Origin of the sequence: Telmatospirillum siberiense (assembly GCF_002845745.1) — a bacterium.
In the GTDB taxonomy this organism is placed as follows: Bacteria; Pseudomonadota; Alphaproteobacteria; order Rhodospirillales; family Magnetospirillaceae; genus Telmatospirillum; species Telmatospirillum siberiense.
Map to the genome: position 1 here is coordinate 153973 of NZ_PIUM01000007.1, position 26132 is coordinate 180104.

Genomic DNA, 26132 nt, shown 5'->3' on the forward strand with positions numbered 1-26132 from the left:
GGGGAAATGGCATGAGCGGGTCGACGGGTTCGGGGATCGATCGTCTGAGTACGTCCGATTTTCGGCGGCTGGCATCGTTTATCGAGAATTACAGCGGCATCAAGATGTCCTCCAACAAGAGGACCATGGTGGAGGGACGCCTGCGGAAGCGGGCGCGGGCGCTCGGGCTGGAGAGTTTGAGCGAGTATTGCCGCACCCTGTTCGAGGACGGGGGCATGGTGGGCGAGGCGATCAATCTGATCGACGCGGTGACCACCAACAAGACGGATTTCTTTCGGGAAATTCCCCATTTCCAATTTCTGGCCGACCATGTCTTGCCGCAATTGGCGGGCGGCGACATTCGAATCGGCATCGATGTGCCCTTGAAGGTGTGGAGCGCCGCCTGCTCGACGGGCGCCGAGCCTTACAGCCTTGCCATGATGCTTGAGGAATTCGGCCGGCAAATCCGCGGTTTCCGCTTTTCCGTCCTGGCCACGGACATTTGTACCGAGGTCTTGGCGATAGCCAGGGAGGCGATCTATCCGGAGACCATGATCGCGCCGATTCCGGATGCGTTGCGCCGGAGTTGTCTGCGACGTTCACGCGACAAGGACCGCTCCCTGGTCCGGATCTCCCCCGCCCTCAGAGGCAAGGTGTCCTTTGGCCGGCTTAATCTGATGGACGACAGTTATCCCGTCGATAAGGACATGGACGTCATCTTCTGCCGGAACATTCTGATCTATTTCGACCGGCCCACTCAGGAGGCCGTGGTGAGGAGGCTGGTCGGCCATCTCAAGCCCGGCGGGTATCTGTTCGTCGGTCATACGGAAAGCATGGCCGGCTTTACCCTGCCCCTGCGACCGGTTGCCAGTTCCGTTTTTCAGAAACGCTGAGAGGCGCGGCGGGGAGGAGTCATTTTTCGAGTCCCATACGAATGGATTAAACCTTTTTCGCAATTGGCGTGTGCTCGTAAAAACCGATGTGGCGGTGGCAAAGGTGGATAAAAATTAATGGCATGATGTTCTGTGAGATTAATCGTGCGTAATTACGCAATTTAGATTCTGTATATTCCTTCAATTGATATAACGCACTTCAATAAAAATAATCGTTTTTTGATATGGTGGTATTTATATTTTAAATATCAAAAATTATCTTTTTCATTTGGAATGCACGATGTTTATCAATGTATTTTTATTTTATGAGCAGGTGGATTTTTTTTGAAGACACCTCGTTTACATTTTCGATGTGCTGGTTGTGGATTGAAGGTTTTTGATGTTTATGGTAAAAAACTAGCAATAAAATTAAACCCAGAGTGTCATCGTGGCTGTCGGTGCGTTTTCTTCCTTTCCTTCCTCCGATGGCCCGCTCCAGCAGGCTCTCCTGACGGTTGTCATTGTCGATGATAGCAAGAGTGCCCTGTCCTACATGTCCGACCTGGTTTCCGAATTGCGGGGCGCCGAAGCGGTCGCTTTCCTGAGTTCCCTTGCCGCGTTGTCCTGGCTGGAGCGGAATCCGGCTGATCTGGTGGTGGTCGATTACATGATGCCGCCTCCAGACGGGCTCGCTTTCATCAAGGCTTTTCGGAAGGATCCGGTCTGCAAGAGCGTGCCCATCATCATGGTCACGTCTTCCGATCTGCGGGAGGTGCGCTATATGGCGCTGCAACTCGGCGTCACCGACTTCCTGACCAAGCCGGTGGATCCCGTCGAGTTCATTGCCCGGACGGGCAATGCCTTGGAATCCTACCGGGCGCACAAGATCCTCGCCAATCAGTCGGTTTGGCTGGCTGGGGAAGTGGCGCGGGCGACTGCCGCCCTGGTCGAGAATGAACGGGAGGCATTGCTGTTTCTGGCGCGTTCCGCCGAACACCGGGATCCGGAGACGGGGAACCATTTGGCGCGGATGTCAAGCTATTCGCGATTGATCTCGGTGGCGCTCGGCCTTCCGCCCGAACAAACGATGATGATCGAGTCCGCCAGTCCATTGCACGACGTCGGCAAGGTAGCCATTCCCGACAGCATTCTGCGCAAGCCCGGCAAGTTGACCCCCGAGGAGTGGAGTGTCATGCAGGGGCATGCCCAGCATGGCGGAGCCATTCTCTCCGGCAGCAAGTCGCCGCTTTTGCAACTTGCTTGCGAGATTGCGCTCACGCACCACGAAAAATTCGACGGCAGCGGTTATCCGCGAGGATTGCAGGGGATGGATATTCCTTTGGCCGGCCGCATCGTTGCGGTGGCTGACGTGTTCGACGCCTTGACGACGGTCCGTCCTTATAAGCCGGCGTGGTCATTTGAGGAGGCGTGCTCTTATCTCAGCGACAACCAGGGAACACATTTCGACTCTGCCTGCGTGGAGGCATTCATGTCGGCATCTGACGAAATAAAAGTTGTATTCTGTGCGCATGTCGATAATTTTATTAATTAATATCTGCGTTTAGTGGAAATTATTATCTGCTGTTATTTGTAATATTCGCGGGGTTCTTCATGGAAGCTGACGAAAATTACATGGAAGTAGATATCTCTGGAGACGTTTCTTTCGTCTGTTCAGCAGATATTCATGACCGTCTCTGCAAGGCTTTGACCAATGGGCGTCCCGTCGTGGTGGATTGCGCCGGCGCCGTCAACATCGATCTCAGCTTCATCCAGCTATTGCTGGCCGCACGGTTGAGCGCGATGCGCCGCGGCCTGCCCTTCGCCCTGAAGCGACCCGTCGGGGAGGCGTTGCTGAGCGCTTTGCGGCGGGACGGCTTTTTGTCGGAGACGCCCCTCCCCAATGACGCGTTCTGGACTGGTGGAGTTTAGCCATGCCGAAAACGATTCTCAGTGTCGACGACTCGGCCAGCATGCGTCAGATGATCAAATTGACCCTGATGGCGGCCGGCTACCAGGTCGTCGAGGCCGCCGACGGCAAGGAGGCGCTCGACAAGGCGAAGGTTGGCGGGATCGATATGGTTCTCACCGATCTCAATATGCCGAACATGGATGGCTTGGCGTTGATCCGCGAATTGCGCGGCATGCAGGCCTTTCGGGGCCTTCCCATCATTTTCCTGACCACCGAATCGGATCCCGCAAAAAAAAATGAGGCGAAGACCGCCGGCGCCACCGGCTGGATCGTCAAGCCTTTCCAGCAGGATCAATTGCTTGGTGTGGTCCGCAAGGTGCTTGGATCATGAACGGGCGCAGCGATCCGGCGCAAACCTTCCGGGACGAATCGGTCGAGTTGCTGGCCGAGCTGGAGACGACGCTGCTCAGCCTGGAGGAGCGTCCTGACGATCGCGACCTGCTCGACGCCGCTTTTCGCGCCTTGCATACCCTCAAGGGATCGGGAGCGATGTTCGGCTTCGAGGCTGCGGCGGCGTTCACCCATCACCTGGAAAACGCCTTCGATCAGGTGCGCAAGGGCCAGCTTGCCCTGAATTCGAGTTTGATCGGCGTCGCCCTGGCGTCCAAGGACCATATCCGGGCACTGATCGAATCGCCCGAGTCGGCGGACAAGACGGAGGGGGAACGTCTGCTCGGCCTGGTGGCCCAGCAAATCGGTACGGTGGAAACCGCCTCGGTTTCCAAAGACGTCAAGGGCGGACCCGAAGCCGGTGGCGAGGTCACCTGGCGCATTCGCTTCCGGCTCGCCGCCGATGCCCTGGAGCGCGGTACGAAGTCGTCCTTGTTGCTGGACGAACTCCGCAGTCTGGGCACGGCGACGGTGGTCGCCTTGACCGAAGCCTTGCCCCCGATCGAGGAGATGGATCCCTTCCGCTGCTATGTCGCGTGGGATGTGATCCTGACCACCAGCCAGCCGCGCACGGTGATCGAGGATGTTTTCATTTTCGTCCTCGACGACACCGATTTGACGATCGAGCCGGTGGATCCCCAATCCGAACGGATTGGCGAAATTCTCGTCGCCCGGGGAGAGATCGACGGTGAACAGGTGAACGCCGTCGCCGCGGAGCAGCCGAAGATCGGGCAGTTGCTGGTGAAGAGCGGCAATATTTCCGAGGAGCGTCTGCACTCCGCTCTGGCCGAGCAAAAACATATCCGCGCTGAATCCGAGCAGGCCAAGACGGCCAATTCCATTCGCGTTCCGGCGGAGCGGCTGGACGACCTCATGGACCAGGTCGGCGAGCTTGTCATCGCGCACGCCCGTCTGAAGCAACTGGTGTCCGCCAGCCAGGATCTGCAGATCAAGTCGGTGACCGAGGAAATCGAGCGTCTGTCGAACAGCTTGCGCGATACCACCATGGGCATCCGGATGGTTCCCATCGGGTCGTTGTTCAGCCGCTTCCGGCGTCTGGTGCGTGACCTGTCCCAGGAATTGGGCAAGGATGTGGCGCTGACCATGTCGGGCGAGGAGACCGAACTCGACAAGACGATGATCGAGCGGCTTAACGATCCCTTGATCCATATCATCCGCAACAGTCTGGATCACGGTTTGGAACAGCCGCAGGTCCGGCAGGCATCCGGCAAGGCGTCGCAAGGCGAGATTCACCTGTCGGCCCGGCATGCCGGGACGCAGGTCCAGATCTCCATTCGCGACGATGGCCGGGGGCTCGACCGCGACCGCATCCGTGCCAAGGCCGAACAGCAGGAGTTGATCCAGCCCGGCGCCAAGATTTCGGATTCCGAACTTTTCCAACTGATCCTGCACCCCGGATTTTCCACCGCGGCGGCCGTCACGAACCTTTCCGGGCGCGGCGTCGGCATGGATGTGGTCAAACGGGCCATCGATTCCCTGCGGGGAACCATCGATATCGCCTCGACGCCGGGGGCCGGGACCGTCATCACCCTCGGGCTACCCTTGACGCTGGCCATTATCGACGGCCTGCTGGTCCGGGTTGGCGCGGGACGCTACGTCATTCCCTTGTCCGCCGTCGAAGAGTGCGTCGAGCTGTCGCAGGAAGAGGATCAGCGCAACACCGGGCGCAATTTCCTCAATATCCGGGGGGCCCTGGTCCCATTCATTCGCCTGCGCGAACTCTTCGGCACCCGGGATGCGCCGGCGCCCTATCCGAAAGTGGTGATCATCTCGACCGGGGATCGCCGCGTCGGATTGGTCGTCGACCAGGTTCTGGGCGATCACCAGACCGTCATCAAATCCTTGTCCAAACTGCATGCCGACGTCGAGAACTTCTCCGGCGCCAGCATTCTGGGCGACGGGACGGTCGCGCTGATCTTCGACATCGGCCATCTGGTCGCCTTCGGGCAGTCTTTCGAGGCGCAACGCGACGCGTCGTGAGGAAGGGAAGCGGAAAGTCATGGCAGCCAACGATAACCAATCCTTCGAGGCGCTGACATTGGGGCTTGGCGGCGAAATCTTCGCCATCGACGCCAACTGCGTCCTCGAGATCCTCGACATGATTCCGCAGACCGAGGTGCCCGGCGCCCGTCCTTTCGTCGGCGCCCTGATCAATGTGCGCGGCAAAGTCGTGCCGCTTACGGATCTCCGGTTCAAGTTCGACATGGAGCGGACGCCGCCATCCATCGACAGCCGGATCGTCGTGGTCGAGATCCCCTTGAACGGCGAACCCGCGGTGATCGGTCTGCTGGCCGACAAGGTTTATGAAGTCACCAATATCGGCGGCGCCTCCATCGAGGACACCCCCGATATCGGCATGCGGTGGCGTCCCGAGTTCATCAAGGGAATTGGCAAACGCGGCAACGACTTCATCGTCATTCCGGACATCGTTCGCATCTTTTCCGGGGATTGAAGGGCCGTCAGACAAGACGTCTGCGCAGTGGGGGAACCGTCATGAGAATTACCATCAAACTGAAAATGGCCCTGGCCTTCGGACTTCTGATCGTCCTGTCGGCCATTTCCGCCGTCATCGCCATCAATGGTTTGGCGGATCTCAACGGCAAGATCGATGAACTGACGCGTCTTTCGGTGGAAAGGGTCAGGATTTCGGAGCTGATGCCGAGGACGATTTTCCTGATCCAGCGGGAAGAGAAGAACTTCCTGTTGTCCAGCGACCCTGCCGATCTCGACAAATTCGACAAGTCCATGCTGACCAACCGCGAGGCCTTCAAGGGGATTATCGAGGACTATCGGAAGGTCGCGGGCGAGCAGGGACTGAAGCTCCTGCCGGTGATTGAATCCGCTTTCGGCGAATTCACCGCCGCCGAGGACAAGGTTCGCGCCCTGGGCCGCATCCATTCCAACGGCAAGGCGGGGGACATGCTGACCGGGGCGGGAAGCGAGACGACGAACGCGGCCTTGGACGCCTTGAAGCCGCTGCTGGACCGGGTGGAGAACGGCGCGAATCCGACGCCCGCCCAGGTTCGCGTGGCTGCGGAGATCCGTCTGCTGACCACGCAGATCGGCCAAATGCATGTGGTCATCCGCAATGGAATCATGGCCTCTGACGACGCTTCGACCGAAGCGGCGCTGAAACCGCTGCCGGCCGTCATCGACAGGATCCATGGCTTGCAGGAGTCCATCCGCGCGCGCTTGACCGTGGACGAGGATATTCGCGCCTGGGCCGTATTCCTCGATAAATACCGCACGTGGGAAAAGCTGGCCGACGAGGTCGTCGTCCAGGCTCGCCGGAACACGGAAATCAAGGCCCTGGCCCTTTCCATCGGCGAAGTCAGGGCGGCCGCGACCAAGCTTGCCCAATCGGCCGAGGAGCTGGTCTCCGCGGCGCAAAAGCAGATGGCGGCGGACAAGCAGCAGGCGGAACAAACCTACGCATCGATCCGCACGCTGATGTTCGCGGCGGTTATCCTGTCTCTGGTCATCGGCATCGGCGCCGGTGCCTATATCGCGGTGAGCGTGGCGCGCGGGCTCGGCAAGACGGTCGCCCTGGCCAATGCCGTCGCCGTCGGCGATCTCAGTCAGGATGTGCAGATTTCCTCCAACGATGAAATCAGGGATCTCGTCACCGCCCTGAACAACATGACGGCCACCCTGAGGAATTCCGCCAACATCGCCAGTGAGATCGCCCAGGGCAATCTGACGGTCAAGACCTCGCGCCTGTCGGACAAGGATACCTTCGGCATCGCCTTGGAAACCATGCTGGAGAGACTGCGCTCGGTCGTCATCGATGCCAGCTCCGCCGCCAACAACGTGGCGGCCGGCAGCCAGGAACTGTCCGCCGGCTCGGAACAGTTGTCGCAAGGGGCGACCGAACAGGCGGCGGCGACCGAACAGGCCTCGGCCTCCATCGAGGAGATGGCCGCCAATATCAAGCAGAACGCCGAAAACGCCACGCAAACCGAAAAAATCGCCCGACAGTCGTCGGCCGACGCGCAAAGTTCGGGCGAGGCGGTCAATCGGGCGGTCGACGCCATGCAGACCATCGCCCAGAAGATCGGCATCGTTCAGGAAATCGCCCGGCAGACCGATCTTCTGGCGCTCAATGCGGCGGTCGAGGCGGCCCGCGCCGGCGAACATGGCAGGGGTTTCGCCGTGGTGGCGTCGGAGGTCCGCAAGCTGGCCGAGCGCAGCCAGGGGGCGGCCACCGAAATCAGCACATTGTCCGTGGAGACCAGCAAGATCGCCCTGGAAGCAGGGCAAATGCTGGCCCGATTGGTGCCCGACATCAAGAAGACGGCCGAATTGGTCGAGGAAATCAGCGCCGCTTGCCGGGAACAGGACATCGGTGCCGAACAGATCAATCAGGCCATTTCGCAATTGGACAAGGTCACCCAGCAAAATGCCGGCGCGTCGGAGGAAATGGCGTCGACGTCGGAGGAATTGTCGGCCCTGGCCGAGCAGTTGCAGGACACGATCGGCTATTTCCGGCTCGATGCGCAGCCGGATGGTCATGGCCACACGCGCGCCCGAGCCGGCACCGCCTTGGTTCCTCGCACGGTTCCGGCCATTTCGCATCTGCCCCCGGCCAAGGCCAGGCGCGACGGCGCCCCGGCAAAAACGTCGTCGAAGGAGGCCCGGCCCGGTGGAGGGGAGCGCGGGGTGACGCTCAATCTGGAAAGAGGGGACGACGCCGACGGCCTCGATGCCGAATATACGAAGTTCTGACCGAACCGGGGGCGGTTTGCCGCTCCCGATTCGTCACGGCCTCAAGCCCGCCGAGGCGGAGCGCAGGCATCATCTGAAACCTTAGGGTTTGGAGCGACCATCTCGCGACAAGCCCGGAAGATCCGGTGGACAGCCAATGACCGAAACCGCCGTCACACGCGAGCCGTCGCAATATGTCACCATCGGCATCGACCGCGAGATTTTCGCGGTCGCCGTCGAAGATGTGCGCGAAATTCTGAATATGCAGCCCATCACGCGCCTGCCTCAGGCGCCGTCTTTCATGGTCGGCATGATCGACGTTCGCGGGTTGAGCGTGCCGACCATCGATCTGCGGGGGAAGCTGGGGTTGCCGATGATTCCGGTCACGGAAACAACCCGGATCGTGGTTCTCGACGTGTCCATCGATGGCCGGCCCCGGACCATGGGAATCATCGCCGACCGGGTGATCGAGGTGACGGCGCTGACGGAACAGACGCTGGAGCCGCCCCCCGACGTCGGGGTTCGCTGGAAATCCGACTATATCCGCGCCATCGGCCGTTCGAACGGGTCGTTCGTGATCATCTTCGACCTCTCGCGACTGTTCTCCTCGACGGACGTGGCCCTGCTGGAACAGTCATGCGAACCATCGTGAAGGGGGCATCCCTGGTTTCCCCCGATGACAGGCTCAGTCAGCAGGACTTCACCCGGCTGGCCGATATCATCCAGAACCATTGCGGCATCCGCATGCCCCCGGCCAAGCGCACGATGGTCGAGGGGCGGTTGCGCAAGCGGGCCCGCGCTCTCAATCTGCCCAGCGTCCACGAATACTGCCGCCACATTTTCGATGACGGCGCGCTGGACGAGGAACTGGTCAATCTCATCGATGCGATCACCACCAACAAGACGGATTTCTTTCGCGAAGAGCAGCATTTTCGGTTTCTCTCTTCCAGTGGGATACAGGCCCTGACGCAGTTGCCGCATCGCCCCGGCCGGGATCGCCCCATGAAGGTTTGGAGCGCGGCCTGTTCGACGGGGGCCGAGCCCTATACGCTGGCCATGGTGTTTCTGGAATGGGCCCGTCTGCAGCGGGATTTCCGTTTCGAAATCTTCGCCACCGACATCTGCACGGATGTCCTGGCCAGGGCGAAGCGGGCGGTCTATCCGGAGGAAATGGCCCGGGCCGTGTCGCCGGATCTGGCGGCCCGTTATCTGCGGCGTTCACGCAACCGGGACGACCCGACGATAAGGTTGGTCCCGGAAGTCCGCCGATCCGTCCATTTCGGTCATTTAAATCTGATGGATCCGTCCTATCCCATGGCGACGGACATGGATGTCATCTTTTGCCGCAATATTCTGATCTATTTCGACAAACCTACTCAATTATCCGTATTGAAAAAGTTATGTGATCATCTTTCCTGTGGGGGATATCTTTTTGTGGGGCACAGTGAAACCATCTCGGGGCTCGATCTTCCCGTGAGTGCCGTGGCCCCCTCCATCTTTGCCCGGACGTGACGATGACGAAAAAAATACATGTTCTGATCATCGATGATTCGGCCTCGGTCCGGCAGACCCTGGCGGCGATTCTCACGTCCGATCCGGCGATAGAGGTGATCGGTACCGCCGCCGATCCATTCGCCGCGGCGCGGCGCATCGCTCAGGAAACACCAGACGTCATCACATTGGACGTCGAAATGCCGCGAATGGACGGGATTACCTTCCTCCGCAAATTGATGAGCCAGCACCCGATTCCGGTGGTGATCTGTTCCTCCCTGGTGGAAGACGGATCCGAGACACTGATGCAGGCGCTGGAGGCTGGCGCGGTCGACGTGATTCTCAAGCCAAGGGTCGATACCCGGCAGATGCTGCTTGAGGCGCAGGTCCGCATTTGCGACACGGTCAAGGCCGCCGCCGGTTCCCGCCTGCGCAGGCGTGCCGAGTCCGTGGCGCGGCTCAGGACGCCCGAGCCGAAACTGACGGCGGATGTGATCATGCCGCCCCCCAAGGGGGGCGCCATGGCCAAGACCACCGAGCGGGTGGTCTGCATCGGGGCGTCCACCGGTGGAACCGAGGCGCTGCGCGAGGTGCTGGAGGCGCTTCCTCTCGACGTGCCGGGGATCGTCATCGTTCAGCATATGCCGGAGAAATTCACGGCGGCCTTCGCCCGCCGGCTCGATTCGCTGTGCGCCGTTTCGGTCAAGGAGGCGGAGGACGGCGATACGGTGTTGCGCGGCCAGGTCCTCATCGCGCCGGGGAACCGCCATATGTTGTTGCAAAGGAGCGGGGCGAGATATTACGTCGCGGTCAAGGATGGTCCCCTGGTGTCGCGCCACCGTCCGTCCGTCGATGTCCTGTTCCGTTCCGCCGCCCATTCCGCCGGGGCCAATGCCGTGGGCATCATCATGACCGGCATGGGTGACGACGGGGCGAAAGGCCTGCTTGAAATGCAGCAAACGGGCGCGCTCACCTTGGCGCAGGACGAGGAAAGCTGCGTCGTCTTCGGAATGCCGAAGGAAGCCATCGCGCTCGGCGCCGCGAGCAAGGTGATGTCGCTGGGCGCGCTACCCGCAGAAATTGTTCGGGTCGGACGTTATTGACCGTTTGGTAGTGTTTTTGTTAACCCACGTTCAATAATCAGAATTTCCTTCGCCACAGTGGTGGTGTCTATTACATTGCGTTGGCGGCAAGATTATTTTTGTTGCGAATTTTACATTCTGTAGTTGTCGCGTTAACAATTTGAAGAGGTGGGGTTTGAAAATAATCCTATCACTTATTATTTGCGCTTGCGAGATGGCTGAAGCTGCGGCATATAGTCATTATAAAATTTGTGGGTATATACGGAATTCCCTCGTAAAAACGGTGCCGCTTTTGAGGTGGGCTTAGATGGCAAGAGCTGACGGCGGTCTGACTGGCGTGGAGCGAACTTTCCGCTCGGATGAGATCATTGTCAGCAAGACGGATCTCAAGGGCCGCATCATCTATGCGAACGAGGTCTTTCAGAAGGTTTCCGGCTTTACCGAGGCGGAATTGCTGGGCCAGCCGCACAGCATCATTCGCCATCCCCAAATGCCGCGCTGCGTCTTCAAGCTGCTTTGGGATACTATCGAATCCGGCAAGGAAATCTTCGCCTATGTCTTGAATCGCGCCAAGAATGGCGACGAATACTGGGTGTTTGCCCATGTGACGCCGACCTTTGACGCGTCAGGCAAGATCATCAGCTATCATTCCAACCGGCGCTCCCCGCGACGCGAGGCGGTGGAGAAAGCGGCGGGGCTCTACGAAAAATTGCTGGCCGAGGAGGCGCGGCATGCCGATCGCAAGGACGGTATGACTGCCTCCACCCGCATGTTGTTGGATCTTCTCGGCAGCCTGGGAAAGCCATACGATGAGTTCGTCTTCAGTCTCTAAGCCCATGTGGTGCGCGGGTGCCGGCTTTCTGGGCGCCCTGGCGCTTCTGGCCGATGCCGCGGCGGGGGGTCGGCCCGTGGGCGCCGTTTTGGCCGTTCTGGTGGCCGGCGTGTCGTTGCTCGGTTTGCTGTGGACCCGCCAGTCCGATCGGGGCCTGGACAAGGCGTGCGACGTGTTGTCCGCCGCGGCGCAAGGCAATCTCGACCGCCGGGTGGTGAACATTCGCAGCCAGGATCGGATCGGCCTGATGCTGATCCATATCAACCGGCTTCTCGATCTGACCGAGGCCTTTACCAAGGAGGCCGACGCCGCCATGGCTTGCGCTTCCGGCGGCCGGTATTTCCGCCAGATCCTGCTGTCCGGTCTGGCCGGCGAATTTTCGTCCCACGCCTCGCTGATCAACGAGGCCCTGACCTCGATGGAACAACGGACGAACACCTTTGTCGGCGAGGCATCGGGGATCGGCGAGACCATCAAGTCGGCGAGCCACGCGATGGCGGCGACCGCCACCGAATTGGAGGCGACGTCCCGCCAGATGAGCGAGATCGCCAGCACCAACAGCAGGAAATCGGCCGAGGTCGCCCGTATTTCCGAGGAAGCCTCGTCCGACGTGGAAACCGTTGCGACGGCCGCGGAACAGGTTTCCTCCGGGATCAGGGAAATTGCCGAACGGGTGTCGCATTCGGCGGAACAGGCGAAGGAAACCGTGCGCGAGGTTTCCCAGACCGACAGCGACATCCAAAGCCTGCTGGACGCGGCTCAGCATATCGGCGAGGTGGTCAGCCTGATCACCGCGATCGCCAACCAGACCAATCTGCTGGCCTTGAACGCGACCATCGAGGCGGCGCGGGCCGGCGAGGCGGGGAAAGGCTTCGCCGTGGTGGCCGGCGAGGTGAAAAATCTCGCCAACCAGACGGCGCGGGCGACCGGCGAGATCGTCGAACAGATCGATTCGATCCGGACCGCCACCGAAACCGCCGTTTCGGCGATCCGCAAGATCGCCGGCCTGGTGCACGAAATCGACAGCTCATCGACCGCTATTGCCGCGACGACGGCGCAGCAAAGCGCGGCGATGGCCGATATCAGCCGCTCAATTCACAATGTTTCCGCCGGTGTGCGCAGCGTCGCCCGGACCATTTCCGACGTCGCCGGCACCGCCGACACCGCCACCGAGGCGGCCGGTCAAGTTCTGCTGGCGGCGGGGAATCTGGCGGAGCGGACGGTCACGATGAACGACGGCATCGACAATTTCGTCGACCGGGTTTGCGTCGGCATCGCCCGGGCCTGAGCGGAGCCCTCCCTCTCTTCCACTAGGGCTAGAGCGGTTTGCGACCAGGTTGGGTCACTTACCCTTTCGTCATTGCCGGGCTTGACCCGGCAATCCAGTGCGTCCGTGAGGACATTTTGTCAACAGGGTGCAAGTCCCTGTCGAAGTGAGTCGTAGCTTTGTAGCAGAAGGTAACTGCGTGGCCGTGAGGTCGGGTGGAGAGCAACCGGATGCGAAAGACCAGTCCGTAGGAGCACGAATCCGTTTCGGCGTAGAGCCGTGGCGAGCCCGCTGGATTATGGCGAAGCCTGGAAGAACCGCTGGCGCTAAGGCGACTGACAAAGCGACCAGGGGACGGCCTACGTGATTGGGATCGGAATGGTCGGACGGCAAGATGGAGTAAGCGGAGAGACCTGCCGGAGAGGTGAAGTCGGCAGGAGTCAGAACCTTCATAGTACCGACGCCGCGGATATGGTGAGAGGGTCGGGTAGCAAAACCGACCCGAGGGAAGGGAGGTAGGAAGTTGGAGGTGCGATGACGGAAGCGAGGCAAAGAAGTCCCGAGAGTGCCGAAGAGGCTAAGCAAGGGACAGAAGCGGGAAGCCACCGTGACTGGTGGTGGGTGGAAGCCTCGATTTGGTCGGAGCACATGGTGTCGGCGCTGGGCAACGGCGTCAAAGGAGGCAAGTGGTTCAGCCTGATAGACAAGGTCTATCGGCCGACGACCCTGGAAGCGGCTTGGCGGAAAGTCGAGCGGCGGATGGGGGCGGCGGGTGTTGATGGGCAAAGCATCGAACGGTTTGCGGCACAGAAGGATCGGTATCTCAAGGAACTCCAGGAACAGCTGGAGACGGACAGCTATCGGCCTGCGGCGGTGAAACGCGTCGAGATACCCAAAGGAGACGGACGTAGCCGTCCCCTGGGCATTCCGACGGTCAAGGACCGGATCGTGCAAACGGCGCTCAAAATGACCATTGAACCGATCTTTGAAGTCCAGTTCCGGCCTGGTAGTTACGGCTTCCGGCCGGGGCGAAGCTGCAAAGAGGCATTGCGGGAAGTCGATCGGTTATTGAAGGAAGGCTATGGCTACGTTGTCGACGCCGACCTGAAGACCTACTTCGAGACGATTCCGCATGACCGGCTCATGCACCTGGTGGAGGGCTCGATCAGCGACGGACGCGTTCTTAGCCTGATCGAGAGCTTTCTTCGGCAAGACATCCTGAAGGAGATGGAAAGGTGGCGCCCGACCACGGGCACGCCTCAAGGAGCGGTCATCTCTCCGCTGCTGGCCAACATCTATCTGCACCCGCTCGACATCTTGATGGAAGAGAGCGGTTACCGAATGGTGAGATATGCAGACGACTTCGTGGTGCTTAGTCGGACGGAAGAAGAGGTCACGGCAGCATACCGTCTCATAGAGAAGTGGATCGCCACCAATGGCCTATCTCTCCATCCAGACAAAACACGGATCGTCGACAGCCGACAACCGGGCCAAGGATTTGACTTCCTCGGCTATCGGTTCGAGGCGGGACGCCGTTTTGTGCGGAAAAAGAGTCGGAAAGCGTTCAAGGACAAAATACGCGCCAAGACGGGGCGCAGCCGGGGGTTGAGCCTGGGGCAGATCATCGCCGAGCTCAACCCTATGCTGCGAGGATGGTTCGGCTACTTTCAAGACGCCGTCCCGTCCGAGTTCCGCCTTCTCGACGGCTTCATCAGACGACGACTGCGCGCCATTCTGCGGAAGCAGGAGAAGCGGCCCGGCTTCGGACGAACCGTCGATGACCATCAACGATGGACGAATGCCTTCTTCGCGGATAATGGGCTGTTCACCTTGGCCACAGCCCATTATCAGGCGAGACACTCCCGATGAGGAAACCAACGACTGGAGAGCCGTGTGCGGGAAAACCGCACGCACGGTTCGGAGGGAGGGGAGGCGCAAGCCTTCCCTACCCCCTATTGGACCCCCGGATCAAGTCCGGGGGTGACGGAAAAAATGATGATTCAATACGATCGCAAACCGCTCTATTGGATTCACGCATCTTTTTTTCGGTGGAGAGAAATCAATCGTCCGCGAGCCAAAGACGAAGCCATCCTACGAGTGGCACCGGCGTCCCTGCCCATAGGCGCTAACTTAAGGCCTCTCTCCCGCGGACAAGCGGGAGAGAGGGGGGGGCCGCATCCCGCATCTTGCCGGATCCGTGGCGCCATTATCGGGAACACAGATGAACAAGATGAACACAGATAAGCACAGATGAGCTTTTTCTTTATCTGTGCCCATCCGTGTTCATCTTGTTCATCTGTGTTTCTCTGGAAAGGCGTTGGGAGACAGTGTTCTCCCTCTGGTTTTCGCTTCGGATCTTGCCCGATTCCCCCCCCTCCCGCTGACGCGGGAGAGGGCTTATTTGGGGCTTATGCTAGCGCATATGGGCGCGGACGCCGGTGCCACTGATCGGGAATTGTTTAGGTGGTCGGCAGATAGATTTCCGCCCCCGATGCCATGAATTCCTCCGATTTTTCGGCCATGCCGGTGGCCGCGGCGTTGTCGCGGACCTCCTGGGAGATCTTCATGGCGCAGAATTTCGGTCCGCACATCGAGCAGAAATGGGCGAGCTTCGCCCCTTCGGCCGGCATGGTCTGGTCATGGAATTTCTCGGCCGTGTCGGAATCGAGCGACAGATTGAACTGATCCTTCCAGCGGAACTCGAAGCGGGCCCGGCTGAGCGCGTCGTCCTGCAACCGCGCGGTGGGATGCCCCTTGGCCAGATCGGCGGCATGGGCGGCCACTTTATAGGTGATCACGCCGGTCTTGACGTCGTCGCGGTCGGGTAGTCCCAGATGTTCCTTGGGCGTCACGTAACAGAGCATGGCCGTGCCGAACCAGCCGATCATCGCGGCGCCGATGGCCGAGGTGATGTGGTCGTAACCGGGGGCGATGTCGGTGACGAGCGGCCCGAGGGTATAGAAGGGGGCTTCGCCGCAAAGTGCCAACTGCTTGTCGACATTGTCCTTGATCTTATGCATCGGCACATGGCCGGGGCCTTCGATCATTACCTGGACGTCATGCTTCCAGGCGATTTTGGTCAGTTCGCCCAAGGTTTCCAACTCGCCGAACTGGGCGGCGTCGTTGGCGTCGGCATTGGAGCCGGGGCGCAGGCCGTCGCCCAGAGAGAAGGCGATGTCGTAGCTTTTGAGGATTTCGCAGATGTCCTCGAAATGCTCGTAGAGGAAGTTCTCGCGATGATGGGCCAGGCACCATTTGGCCATGATCGATCCGCCGCGCGAGACGATTCCGGTAACCCGCTTGGCGGTCAGCGGAATGTAGGACAGCCGGACGCCGGCATGGATGGTGAAATAGTCGACGCCTTGTTCGGCCTGTTCGATCAGGGTGTCGCGGAAGATTTCCCAGGTCAGGTCCTCGGCCTTGCCGTCGACCTTCTCAAGGGCTTGATAGATCGGCACCGTGCCGATGGGAACCGGCGAATTGCGGATGATCCATTCGCGGATGGTGTGGATGTTCCGGCCGGTGGACAGATCCATCACCGTGTCGGACCCCCAGCGCGTCGCCCAGATCAGCTTCTCGGCCTCCTCCGCCACGGACGAGGTGACGGCGGAATTGCCGATGTTGGCGTTGATCTTGACCAGGAAATTGCGGCCGATGATCATCGGCTCGGTTTCCGGATGGTTGATGTTGGCCGGAATGATGGCGCGGCCGCGGGCGATCTCGTCACGAACGAATTCCGGCGTGACGTAATCAGGCAGGTCGGCGCCGAAGGATTGGCCGTCGGGGCGGGGCTGTCCGGCCAGTTTCGCCCGGCCCAGATTTTCGCGGATGGCGACATATTCCATTTCCGGGGTGACGATGCCGGCCCGCGCATAGGCCATCTGGGTCACCGCGCGTCCCGGCTTGCCGCGCAGCACCTGGCGCGTCCCGCGATCGAACTTCGGCACGGGGCTCGATTCCCCCGGAGCCAGTCCGTTGTCCTCGGCCTTTTCCGCACGCCCCTCATAGTTTTCGGTGTCGCCCCGCCCGGCGATCCAGGATTGGCGCAAGGGCGTCAGGCCCCGACGGATATCGGTGGTGACGGCAGGGTCGGTATAGGCGCCCGAGGTATCGTAGACGCGGAAAGGCGGTTCGTTCGCCGATGCCGTCAGGTCGATTTCCCGCATGGCGACCCGAATATCGGGAAACAGCGTTCCCGCGACATGGATTTTGCGGGACGACGGCAGTCCTCCCGTGGTGACGGTGAAGTTATCGGACGAATGTGAATCTGGCATGGGATCTCCTTCCTGGACGAGGCTTTTGGGAGACCCGGGGGCTGGTTTGGAGCATGCGGACGTCCCGTCGCCGGGCCCGGCCGCCAGTTCCTCTCCCTACGCCGGTATGACCCGGATCAGGTTCAAACGGTTTCCGCGCCGGTCTTGCCCGGACCTAGCGGTATCTCAGCCTCTTTGGCGAGGCTCCCCTTGGAACAGGGCCGATGGTGGCCAAGTCCGGGGTGTTTTGTCAAGGAAGCTGTTTAAAGCCCCAGGCCCCTTGAGGACTCCTCAAAAACGTGCCACAACGAAAGTGACTCCAGGTGCCGTCCGGATCGCCGGGCGGAGAATCGGGAAGGTGGTGTGACTCCACCGCGTGCCCAACGCTGTGAAGGGGACTGTCCGCACGAGAGAACCCACTGGTTTCGGCCGGGAAGGGGTGCGGATGGGATGAACCTGAGCCAGAAGACCGGCCTTGAGGAGTTGATTAAGCGGGTGTCGTGGACGGACGCCGGCGCGCACATTTCATGTCAGGGGACGCACATGAAAGATTTTGCTCCTGTTTCTTCCCTTTCCGCCGTTCATGCCCTCTTGCAATCCATGCCCACCGCCGACGAGAAGGCGATTGCGTTGTGGGCCGCGCGCGAGCCGCAATTGACCAAGCCGGCGGGATCTCTCGGCCGTCTTGAGGAAATCAGCCGTTTCCTCTGCGCCTGGCAGGGCCGCCACCCCCCCCGTCTTGAGAATGTGCGGGCACGGGTTTACGCCGGCAATCACGGCGTCGCCGCCCTCGGCGTCTCGGCCTTTCCGGCCGAGGTGACGGTGCAGATGGTTCAGAATTACCAGCATGGCGGGGCGGCCATCAACCAGCTATGCAAGACGTTCGCCATCGAACTGGCGGCGGAATCCCTCGATCTCGACCGGCCGACGGCCGATTTCACCAAGGGGCCGGCGATGAGCGAGGCCGAGTGTGTGGCCGCCATGGCGACCGGCATGCGGGCGGCCGAAGACGGCGTCGATCTGTTGATCCTGGGTGAGATGGGGATCGGCAATACGGCGTCCGCCGCCGCAATTTCCCACGGTTTGTTCGGTGGTGCCGCCGCCGATTGGACCGGTCGGGGCACCGGCGTCGACGACCAGCATCTGAAGATCAAGATCGACGTGGTCGGCCGCGGCGTCCAGGTCAACCGTTCCGACGATCCCTTGCAGATTCTGCGTTGCCTGGGCGGCCGGGAACTGGCGGCGATGGCCGGTGCCGTTCTGGCGGCGCGGCACCGCCGCATTCCCGTGCTGCTCGACGGCTATGTCTGCACCGCCGCCGCCGCCGTCCTGCATGCCGCCGATCCCCATGCGCTAGATCATTGTCTGGTCGCCCACGCCTCGGTCGAGCCCGGCCATCGGCGCCTGGTGGCGCAACTCGGCAAACGCCCGTTGCTCGACATGGACATGCGCCTCGGGGAAGGGTCGGGGGCGGCTCTGGCGGTCGGTCTGGTCCGCGCCGCCGCCGCCTGCCATACCGGCATGGCGACCTTCGCCGAGGCCGGCGTCAGCGACAAGCACTGAGGGGAAAACACCGTCGTTCGCGAGGAACGAAGCCATCCAGGGCGCCCGGCCGGGGCTGCCCTGGATGGCTTCGTTTCGCTTGCGTTGGCTCGCGAGCCCTCATCGAAAGCTGATATTATTCCGTCCGCTGAAGCGCGTGGGACGGCTTTGCCGGGCCCGCTTTTTTCGCCCGACGCCGTTCGCTCAAATGCTCGAAGGCGAGGTAGATGACCGGGGTGGTGAACAGGGTCAGCGCCTGGCTCACCGCCAGACCGCCGACCATGGCGATGCCCAGCGGTTGGCGCAGTTCCGAACCGGTGCCGGTTCCCAGCATGAGGGGTAATCCGCCCAGCATGGATGCCGCCGTGGTCATCATGATCGGGCGGAAACGCAGAAGGCAGGCCTGGCGGATGGCCTCTTGCGCAGGTAATCCCCGCTGGCGCTGGGCGGCGATGGCGAAGTCCACCATCATGATGCCGTTCTTCTTGACGATGCCGATCAGCAGCAGGATGCCGATCAGGGCGATCACCGACAGATCCTTGTGGAACGCCATCAAAAACAACAGGGCGCCGGCGCCGGCCGAAGGCAGGGTCGAGATGATCGTCAGGGGGTGGATGAAGCTCTCGTAGAGCATGCCGAGAATGATGTAGACGGTGACCAGCGCGGCCAGCACCAGCAGCGGTTCCGAGGCCAGAGACGCCTGGAAGGCCTGAGCGGTGCCCTGGAAGCTGCCGACCAGGGTGCCGGGACGGCTGAGTTCGGTTTCCGCCTTGCGAATGGCGTCCACCGCCTCGCCCAGCGCCACGTCGGGACGGAGGTTGAACGACAGGGTGACCGCCGGGAACTGTCCCTGGTGGTTGACCGACAGCTGGCTGACCGGCGTGGTGTCGTAATGCACGAAGGCCGAAAGCGGGACCTGCTGCCCGCTACCCGGGGATTTCACATAGATCTTGTCCAGCGTTTCGGGATGGGCCTGCATTTCCGGCAGAACCTCCATCACCACATGGTAGCTGTTCAACTGGGTGAAATACTGCGCCACCTGGCGCTGGCCAAAGGCGTCGTAAAGCGTGTCGTCGATTACCTGGGGTTGGATGCCGAAACGCGCCGCCTGATTCCGGTCGATGACCAGATTGACGGTGGCGCCGTTGGTCTGCTGGTCGGTGGCGACGTCCTGCAACTGCGGCAGGGTCTTCATTTTTTCCAGCATCCTCGGCGCCCAGGCGTTGAGCTCGTCGAGATCGGCGTCCTGCAGCGTGTATTGATATTGGGTGCGGCTCAGCCGACCGCCGACATTCAGATCCTGGGGCACCTGCAGATAGAAGACGACCCCGGGGATGGCCGCCGTCTTCTTGCGCAACCGGGCGACGATTTGGTCGGCGGTGGCGTTCCGCTCGCTTTGCGGTTTCAAGCCGATGAAGAACGATCCGTTGTTCAGCGTATTGGATCCGCCGCCGATTCCGCCCAGCCAGGCGTCGATGTCGGGATCTTCGGAAAGAACCTGGCCGATCGCCTGCTGGCGCGCGGCCATTTCGGAGAATGAGATGTCTTGCGCCGCGTCCGAGATGCCGTAGAGCACGCCGGTATCCTGCTGCGGGAAGAAGCCCTTGGGGATGATGATGAACAGCCAGATGGTGACGGCGACGGTGGCGACGAAACTCGCCAGGATCAGCTTTTGGTGGCGCAGCACCCAGTCGAGGCCGCGGGCGTATCCCCCCAGCAACGCCTCGAACCCGTGCTCGAACGCCATGTAGAGACGGCCATGACCAGAGGTGTGCTCGTCCTTCAGCACGCGAGAGCACATCATGGGCGTCAATGTCAGCGAGACGATCAGCGAGACCAGGATGGTCATGGAGACGGTGACGGCGAACTCGCGCAGCAGGCGCCCGACGATACCGCCCATCAGCAGAATGGGAATGAACACGGCGACCAGGGAGACGCTGATGGAAACGATGGTGAAGCCCACCTCGCCCGCGCCCTTGATCGCCGCCTCCATCGGAGACAAACCCTCTTCGAGATGGCGGTAGATGTTTTCCAGCATGACGATGGCGTCGTCGACGACGAATCCGACCGCGATGGTCAGCGCCATCAGCGAGAGATTGTCGAGGCTGTAATTCGCCACATACATCAGGGCGGCGGTGCCCATCAGGGCCAGGGGGACCGTGATGCCGGGAATGATGGTGGCCCACAGATTGCGCAGGAACAGGAAGATCACCGTCACCACGAGGCCGATGGTCAGCGCCAGGGTGAACTCGACATCGTCGACCGACGCCCGGATGGTGTTGGTGCGGTCGATCAGCGGCTTAACCTGGATTCCTGGCGGAATCGACGCCTGCAGGAGCGGCAGGGTGGCCTTGATCCTGTCGACAGTATCGATGACGTTGGCGCCGGGTTGCTTGAAGATGACCAGGAAGACGCAGGGCTGGCCGTTCGCCCAGGCTTGCGAGCGGACGTTCTCCGGGCCGTCGACGGCCCTGCCGATATCCTTGACGCGGACGGGGCCGCCGTTCCGATAGGCCAGGATGACGTCGTTCCAGGGCTCGCCTTTGAGGATCTGGTCGTTGGCGTAGATGGTGAAGTTGCGGGTCGGCCCGTCGATGTTTCCCTTGGGCGCATCGGCCGTGACGGTGGCGATGGTGCCGCGCAGCTCTTCCAGGCTCAATCCCATGGCCGCCACCTTGGCCGGATCGATCTGAACGCGAATGGCGGGTTTCTGCTCGCCGCGGATGGAAACCTGGCCGACCCCGGGGATTCTGCTGATCTGCTGGGCGACCACGGTGTCGGCGTAATCGTCGACGGTGGTCAGCGGCAAGGTGACCGAAGACGCGCTCAGGATCAGGATCGGCGAGTCGGCCGGGTTGACCTTGCGGTAGGTCGGCGGGCTCGGCATGGTTTTCGGCAATTGGCCGCTGGCGGCGTTGATCGCCGCCTGCACGTCGCCGGCCGCGGCGTCGATATTACGGTCGAGATCGAACTGCAGCGTGATCGAGGAATTGCCCAGGATGCTGCTCGACGTCAACTGGGCGACGCCGGGGATTTGCGAAAACTGGCGTTCGAGCGGCGTGGTCACCGACGAGGCCATGGTCTGCGGATCGGCGCCGGGCAGGCTGGAGCTGACGACGATCGTGGGAAAGTCCACCTGGGGAAGCTTGGCCACGGGCAGCAGTGGAAAGGCCACCATGCCGGCCAGCAGGATCGCCGACATCATCAGGGTGGTGGCGATCGGCCGTTTGATGAACGGTGTCGAGACGCTCATCTGCTTCTACTCCGGCTTGACGACGGACGGCAGGCTATCAGCAGCCGCCACCTTGGCTTCGACGCGGGTGCCGGGCTGCAGCCGGTATTGTCCCTCGACCACCACGGTTTCCCCCTCTCCGATGCCGCGCTCGATAACCGCGACGCCTTCGCTGATTTCGCCGACCTGCAGGGTCCGCATCTCGACGGTGCCCTCGTCCTTGACGACGAAGGCGAACGCTCCTTTCGGTCCACGTTGCACCGCCTGCGCCGGAACGGTGACGACCTGGGGCAAGGTGGCGACACGCAACTTCGCATTGACGAACTGGCCCGGCCACAGCAGCCCCTTCTTGTTGGGCAGGGTGGCCTTCAGGCGGACCGTCGCCGTGGTCTGATCGATCTGGTTGTCGACCAGCTGCAAGATGCCCTCGTCCAGCACCATCTTGCCGTCGCGGCTTAAGGCCGTCACCTTAAGCGGTTCGCCGGCCATGGCGGCGGCCACCCGGGAAACCGCGCTTTCGGGCAGGGTGAACAAGACGGAAATAGGGTGCACCTGGGTAATCACCACGATGCCGTTGGCGTCGTTGGCGTGAACGATGTTGCCGACGTCGACCTGGCGAATGCCGGCTCTGCCGTCGATGGGAGTCTTGATGTTCGTGTAGCCCAGCAGGACCTGAGCGTTCTCGATGGCGGCGGTGTCACCCTGGACCTGGGCCTGAAGCTGCTTGACCAGGGCTTGCGAGGTGTCGAGCTGCTGGCGGGAGACGTAATTCTTTTCGACCAGTCCGGTGTAGCGCGTCAAATCGGCGCGAGCGTTGGCCAACTGCGCTTCATCCTGTGCCTTCTTGGCCTGCGCCTGGTCCAGCGAGGCCTGGTAGCTCCGCGAGTCGATCTGCGCCAGCAGCTCGCCGGTCCGGACCTCCTGGCCTTCCTTGAAGGCGATGCGCAAGAGTTGCCCGTCGACCTGCGGCCGGATGGTCACCGTATTGAACGCTTGGACATTGCCGAGACCGGTCAGGTAGACTGCGACGTCCTGGCGGGAAGAGCGCACGGCGGTCACCGGCACCGCAGCTCCGGCCGCACCCGGCGCCGATGCCGTGCGGGGGGTGTCCGCTCCGGGGCGGAAGACTGCCCACAGGCTGCCGGCGACGGCAAGCAACAGCACAATCCAAATCAGATATTTCTTGCGCATGACGATCTTTCTTCGAGCAATAAACGGTCTGCTGCCGACTCCTTGGCAGTATGGTACGTGGGAACGGATCGAAGCTGACGCCGGTTCCGGGCATTCTTTTTATTTTCATCAACCGCGTAAGGCGTGACCAGCTTGGGCGTATTAGTCCTGTTTGCCAACCCTCGCTCGCGACCGGGTAAGGTATGAGGAGACCGGGGAATGAGCGGTGACCAAGGTTGGGATGGCCGGGAGGCTCTCGACGACATGCTGATGCAGCAGGTCGCCGATGGGAGCCGGTCGGCCTTCGAAACTTTGGCGCGCCGGCATTTGCGGCGGGCTCTCGCCGTCGCCCAGGGCGTGGTCGGCAATCCAAATGACGCGGACGAGATTGCCCAGGAGGCGTTCATGAGGGTGTGGCAACATGCGGATCGCTGGACGCCGGGTCGGGCTCGCTTCACGACCTGGCTGCACAAGATCGTCGTCAATCTCAGCCTGGACCGTCGCCGCAAGCCGCAATGGGTGGCCATCGAAGCGGCCGGTGACCTGGTCGACAATGACGAGGCCGCTCCCGACGCCATCGCCCACAAGGAACATCAGGCTGCGGTGGCCAGGGCCCTCGACGCCATTCCTCCCCGCCAGCGCGCCGCCATCACCCTGTTCTATTTCGAAGGGTTGAGCGGAAAGGACGCCGCCGAGGGCATGGGCATTTCGGTCTCGGCTTTCGAGCAGCTTCTGTTGCGGGCTCGCCGGGCCATCCGGGTGGAACTGGCGGCGGTTGGCTTTCATGCCGACGAGGTGCTGTCATGACCGGTCGTGAATTCCGTCGTCTGATGATGATCTACGGCGCCGATCTCCGCCGATGGCCGGCCAGCCGGCTGGCGGCGGCGGAAAAATGGCAGGCCGCCCATCCCGAATTCGGCGGGGAGCTCCGGCGGACGGCTGAAATGGACCGTCTGCTGCGAGACGTGGCGCCGCTGGTCGAGTCCTCGCGCGTCGATCGCGTCATGGAAAAGGTGTTGAGGAAGGCGGAGGAGGAGAGGGCCGTCCCAGAACTCCCTGCGTCCCTGCTGCCGCCGTTCGCGGTTCCGCTTCGGGTGCCGTGGCTTCAGCGGCGCTGGGCACCGCAGGGCATGCTTTATCTGGGGTTGTTCTTCCTTGGTTGCGCGGCCAATCTGGCGGTTCGTCTGCTCACCGCCGAGACGCCGCTTGACCTATGGTTCGCCAGCAATTTGTCGCTGCCACTCGGAGGATGAGGGAAATGCGCGCACCGCCGCGTCGGCGGAACTCGGTCAGATCGATTCTTCTGGCTGTTTCCTTGGGCTTGAATCTGTTTCTGGCCGGCTGGGAGGTGACCCAGCATTTCGGTCCATCCCCCTACTCCAAACCGCATCCCGCGCCGGAAACGGTGGCGGAGGCCATCGCCAATTCGCTGCCGGCCGGCGATGCCGACATCCTGCGCAAGGCTTTCGTGGAAAAGCGGCCGGCCTTGCAGGAGGCTCGCGAGGAATATCTGAACGAACTGGCTCGTCTCCGCTCGATCATCACGACGGAGCCTTTCGATCGCGACGCCTTCGATGCGTCGATGTCTCGGATGCGCGCCACCAGGCAGACCGAACGGCTGCTTTTCGGCGACACCATGCGCGATGTCATTCCCAGGCTTTCGCCGCAGGGCCGCCAGGCTTTCGTCGCCGCCCATATGGGAGGCCGGTCGTGACCGCCTTCGTTTCCAAGTCACTTTCAGCGATATCGAGCCCCCCTTCATGCCTGTGACCGTCTTTCGCCAACGGCCTCTTCTCCTGCCCGTCTTCGCCGCCGCCTTGCTTTCGGCCTGCAGTGTCGGTCCCGATTATCACCGGCCGGAAACGTCCGAGCCCGCCCGGTGGAGCGGCGAGGCCGGATCCGCCGCGCTCTGGCCGTCCGTGACATGGTGGCGGGATTTCCACTCCGCCTCGCTCGACAGGCTGATGAGCCAGGCGCAGCAGGCCAATTTTGACATCGGCGCGGCGATGGCCAGGGTCCGTCAGGCCGACGCCCAGGCGAAGATCGCCGGTGCCAATCTGCTGCCGACGGTTCAGGCCTCGGGAGGCGAGACCCGCAACCGCAACAATACGACCACGCCGCGAACGGGGGGCGCCCCCCGTGGCGTCGAAACGCTGAACGGCATCCTGACGGCAAGTTACGAGCTGGACTTCTGGGGCAGATATGCCGACGCGGCCCAGGCCGCCGAGGCGACGGCGCGCGCCAGCCGCTTCGATCAGCAAACGACGGCGCTGACCGTTCAGGCCAGTGTCGCCAATACCTATTTCACGGTTTCCGCCTTGAGCGACCGGCTGAAGGTCGCGCGGGACAACCTCGACGTCGCCCTGCATGTGCAGGACGCCATCCAGGCGCGGGCCGCCGCCGGTACCGCCACGGCCCTCGACGTCGCCCAGCAGGAAAGCGTCGTGGCGGCGCAACGGGCGGCAATTCCTCCGCTCGTCCAGCAATTGCGCCAAAACCGGAACGCGCTCGCCATCCTGATCGGCCGGCTGCCCGAGGATCTGTCGGTTCCCGACGAGAGTTTGTCCACGGTTGTCTTGCCGGCCGTCGCCGCCGGCCTGCCCTCCGGCTTGCTGATCCGCCGCCCGGACGTTCAATATGCCGAGGCTCAGCTGGTCGCCGCCAACGCCAATATCAAGGCCGCCCAGGCCGCCCTTTTTCCCGATATCAAGCTGACGGTGCAAGGTGGGCTGCAAAGCACGGCTCTGGCGAGGGCGCTCGATCCGGGAAGCGTCCTTTATTCGCTGGCGGCTTCGGCCACCCAGCCGATCTTCTCCGGTGATTCGCTGGAAGGGGGAATTGAATATCAGCAGGCGCGCTATGACGAGTTGACCCAAAGTTATCAGAAAACGGTGATTTCGGCTTTCGGCGACGTGGAGAACGCGCTGGTCGCCGTGGAGACGAACGACCAGCAGGAATCGGCGCAGCAAATCGCCGTGGAGACCGCCCGGCGCGCTTACGATATCGCGCAGGCGCAAATGTTCGGCGGCACCATCGATATCGTTACCCTGCTCAATACGCAAAGGACGTTGTTCCAGGCCCAGGATGCCCTGGTGCAGGTCAGGCTGACCCATGCCCAGGCGGTTGTCGGCCTCTTCCGGGCATTGGGTGGCGGCTGGCAGGCCGAGAGCGGGACCCTCGCGCAAAACCCAACCTGAGGGATATTTGTTATTTTTAGATAATCACTGATAGGTTCCGTTCTCCCACTTTTATGCTAGCCTGATGATGAGCGAGGATTTCCGGTGGGCCGCGCCGGGGCGGGCCTGCCGTCCGGGGCGATGATGGGGGT

At 61.8% G+C, this 26132-nt stretch carries 21 protein-coding genes and 2 riboswitches; of the genes, 18 read left to right on the top strand and 3 right to left on the bottom strand.

The features are described 5' to 3' along the window. Window positions 1-11: 11 nt before the first annotated feature. From CWS72_RS09045 to ltrA, 13 genes are all read left to right on the top strand, one after another. Window positions 12-872, top strand: coding sequence for a CheR family methyltransferase (locus CWS72_RS09045; protein ID WP_101250259.1), 861 nt, complete (start codon window positions 12-14; stop codon window positions 870-872). Between the two features lie 532 nt (window positions 873-1404). Then, window positions 1405-2403 carry an HD-GYP domain-containing protein gene (locus CWS72_RS09050; protein WP_241911652.1) on the top strand — a complete coding sequence of 333 codons (999 nt, stop codon included), beginning with the start codon at window positions 1405-1407 and terminating at the stop codon, window positions 2401-2403. 59 nt (window positions 2404-2462) lie between these two features. Further along, entirely contained in the window at window positions 2463-2780 is a 318-nt protein-coding gene (locus tag CWS72_RS09055; RefSeq protein WP_101250260.1) for an STAS domain-containing protein, read from the top strand. Between the two features lie 2 nt (window positions 2781-2782). Next, the gene (locus CWS72_RS09060) at window positions 2783-3151 is read left to right on the top strand and encodes a response regulator (protein WP_101250261.1); all 369 of its coding nucleotides are present in this window, start codon (window positions 2783-2785) and stop codon (window positions 3149-3151) included. Then, complete coding sequence (locus CWS72_RS09065; protein WP_101250262.1) at window positions 3148-5211, top strand: chemotaxis protein CheA; 2064 nt, start codon at window positions 3148-3150, stop codon at window positions 5209-5211. Before CWS72_RS09060 ends, CWS72_RS09065 begins: the two co-directional genes overlap by 4 nt. A 19-nt stretch (window positions 5212-5230) precedes the next feature. After that, window positions 5231-5683 carry a chemotaxis protein CheW gene (locus CWS72_RS09070; RefSeq protein ID WP_101250263.1) on the top strand — a complete coding sequence of 151 codons (453 nt, stop codon included), beginning with the start codon at window positions 5231-5233 and terminating at the stop codon, window positions 5681-5683. Between the two features lie 41 nt (window positions 5684-5724). Beyond that, entirely contained in the window at window positions 5725-7956 is a 2232-nt protein-coding gene (locus CWS72_RS09075; protein WP_101250299.1) for a methyl-accepting chemotaxis protein, read from the top strand. A 136-nt stretch (window positions 7957-8092) separates the two neighbouring features. Further along, window positions 8093-8587 (top strand): chemotaxis protein CheW, encoded by a 495-nt coding sequence (locus CWS72_RS09080; RefSeq protein WP_101250264.1) that lies wholly within the window; start codon window positions 8093-8095, stop codon window positions 8585-8587. Beyond that, window positions 8572-9447 (top strand): CheR family methyltransferase, encoded by an 876-nt coding sequence (locus tag CWS72_RS09085; RefSeq protein WP_101250265.1) that lies wholly within the window; start codon window positions 8572-8574, stop codon window positions 9445-9447. The genes CWS72_RS09080 and CWS72_RS09085 overlap by 16 nt, the downstream gene beginning before the upstream one ends. Before the next feature lie 2 nt (window positions 9448-9449). Further along, entirely contained in the window at window positions 9450-10529 is a 1080-nt protein-coding gene (locus CWS72_RS09090) for a protein-glutamate methylesterase/protein-glutamine glutaminase (protein ID WP_101250266.1), read from the top strand. Window positions 10530-10815: 286 nt separating this feature from the next. Next, window positions 10816-11340 carry a PAS domain-containing protein gene (locus CWS72_RS09095; protein WP_101250267.1) on the top strand — a complete coding sequence of 175 codons (525 nt, stop codon included), beginning with the start codon at window positions 10816-10818 and terminating at the stop codon, window positions 11338-11340. Next, entirely contained in the window at window positions 11318-12628 is a 1311-nt protein-coding gene (locus tag CWS72_RS09100; RefSeq protein WP_241911649.1) for a methyl-accepting chemotaxis protein, read from the top strand. Before CWS72_RS09095 ends, CWS72_RS09100 begins: the two co-directional genes overlap by 23 nt. 513 nt (window positions 12629-13141) lie before the next feature. Then, window positions 13142-14476 (top strand): group II intron reverse transcriptase/maturase, encoded by a 1335-nt coding sequence (gene ltrA, locus CWS72_RS09105; RefSeq protein ID WP_199175604.1) that lies wholly within the window; start codon window positions 13142-13144, stop codon window positions 14474-14476. A gap of 590 nt (window positions 14477-15066) precedes the next feature. Here the strand turns inward: ltrA and thiC are convergent. Further along, a complete protein-coding gene (gene thiC, locus CWS72_RS09110; protein WP_101250270.1) occupies window positions 15067-16881 on the bottom strand; it encodes a phosphomethylpyrimidine synthase ThiC in 1815 nt (604 codons plus the stop codon). A 75-nt stretch (window positions 16882-16956) separates the two neighbouring features. Next, window positions 16957-17081, bottom strand: a riboswitch (TPP riboswitch). An 83-nt stretch (window positions 17082-17164) separates the two neighbouring features. Continuing rightward, a riboswitch (cobalamin riboswitch) is annotated at window positions 17165-17352 on the top strand. A gap of 51 nt (window positions 17353-17403) precedes the next feature. Between thiC and cobT the strand changes: the two genes are divergently transcribed. Beyond that, on the top strand, window positions 17404-18423 hold the full coding sequence (gene cobT / locus CWS72_RS09115) for a nicotinate-nucleotide--dimethylbenzimidazole phosphoribosyltransferase (RefSeq protein ID WP_101250271.1): 1020 nt from the start codon (window positions 17404-17406) through the stop codon (window positions 18421-18423). A 115-nt stretch (window positions 18424-18538) separates the two neighbouring features. Here the strand turns inward: cobT and CWS72_RS09120 are convergent, their stop codons facing one another. Both CWS72_RS09120 and CWS72_RS09125 read right to left on the bottom strand, forming a co-directional pair. Continuing rightward, window positions 18539-21655 carry a multidrug efflux RND transporter permease subunit gene (locus CWS72_RS09120; RefSeq protein ID WP_101250272.1) on the bottom strand — a complete coding sequence of 1039 codons (3117 nt, stop codon included), beginning with the start codon at window positions 21653-21655 and terminating at the stop codon, window positions 18539-18541. Window positions 21656-21661: 6 nt separating this feature from the next. Next, window positions 21662-22825, bottom strand: coding sequence for an efflux RND transporter periplasmic adaptor subunit (locus CWS72_RS09125; protein WP_101250273.1), 1164 nt, complete (start codon window positions 22823-22825; stop codon window positions 21662-21664). 198 nt (window positions 22826-23023) lie between these two features. Between CWS72_RS09125 and CWS72_RS09130 the strand changes: the two genes are divergently transcribed. Genes CWS72_RS09130 through CWS72_RS09145 form a run of 4 tightly spaced genes read left to right on the top strand, consistent with a single transcriptional unit; the run spans window position 23024 to window position 26001 of the window. Next, on the top strand, window positions 23024-23611 hold the full coding sequence (locus CWS72_RS09130) for an RNA polymerase sigma factor (RefSeq protein ID WP_101250274.1): 588 nt from the start codon (window positions 23024-23026) through the stop codon (window positions 23609-23611). Then, window positions 23608-24057, top strand: coding sequence for a hypothetical protein (locus tag CWS72_RS09135; protein WP_101250275.1), 450 nt, complete (start codon window positions 23608-23610; stop codon window positions 24055-24057). The genes CWS72_RS09130 and CWS72_RS09135 overlap by 4 nt, the downstream gene beginning before the upstream one ends. Before the next feature lie 5 nt (window positions 24058-24062). Beyond that, on the top strand, window positions 24063-24518 hold the full coding sequence (locus CWS72_RS09140; RefSeq protein ID WP_158240569.1) for a periplasmic heavy metal sensor: 456 nt from the start codon (window positions 24063-24065) through the stop codon (window positions 24516-24518). 46 nt (window positions 24519-24564) lie between these two features. Next, window positions 24565-26001, top strand: coding sequence for an efflux transporter outer membrane subunit (locus tag CWS72_RS09145; protein ID WP_101250277.1), 1437 nt, complete (start codon window positions 24565-24567; stop codon window positions 25999-26001). The last annotated feature ends 131 nt before the right edge of the window (window positions 26002-26132 follow it).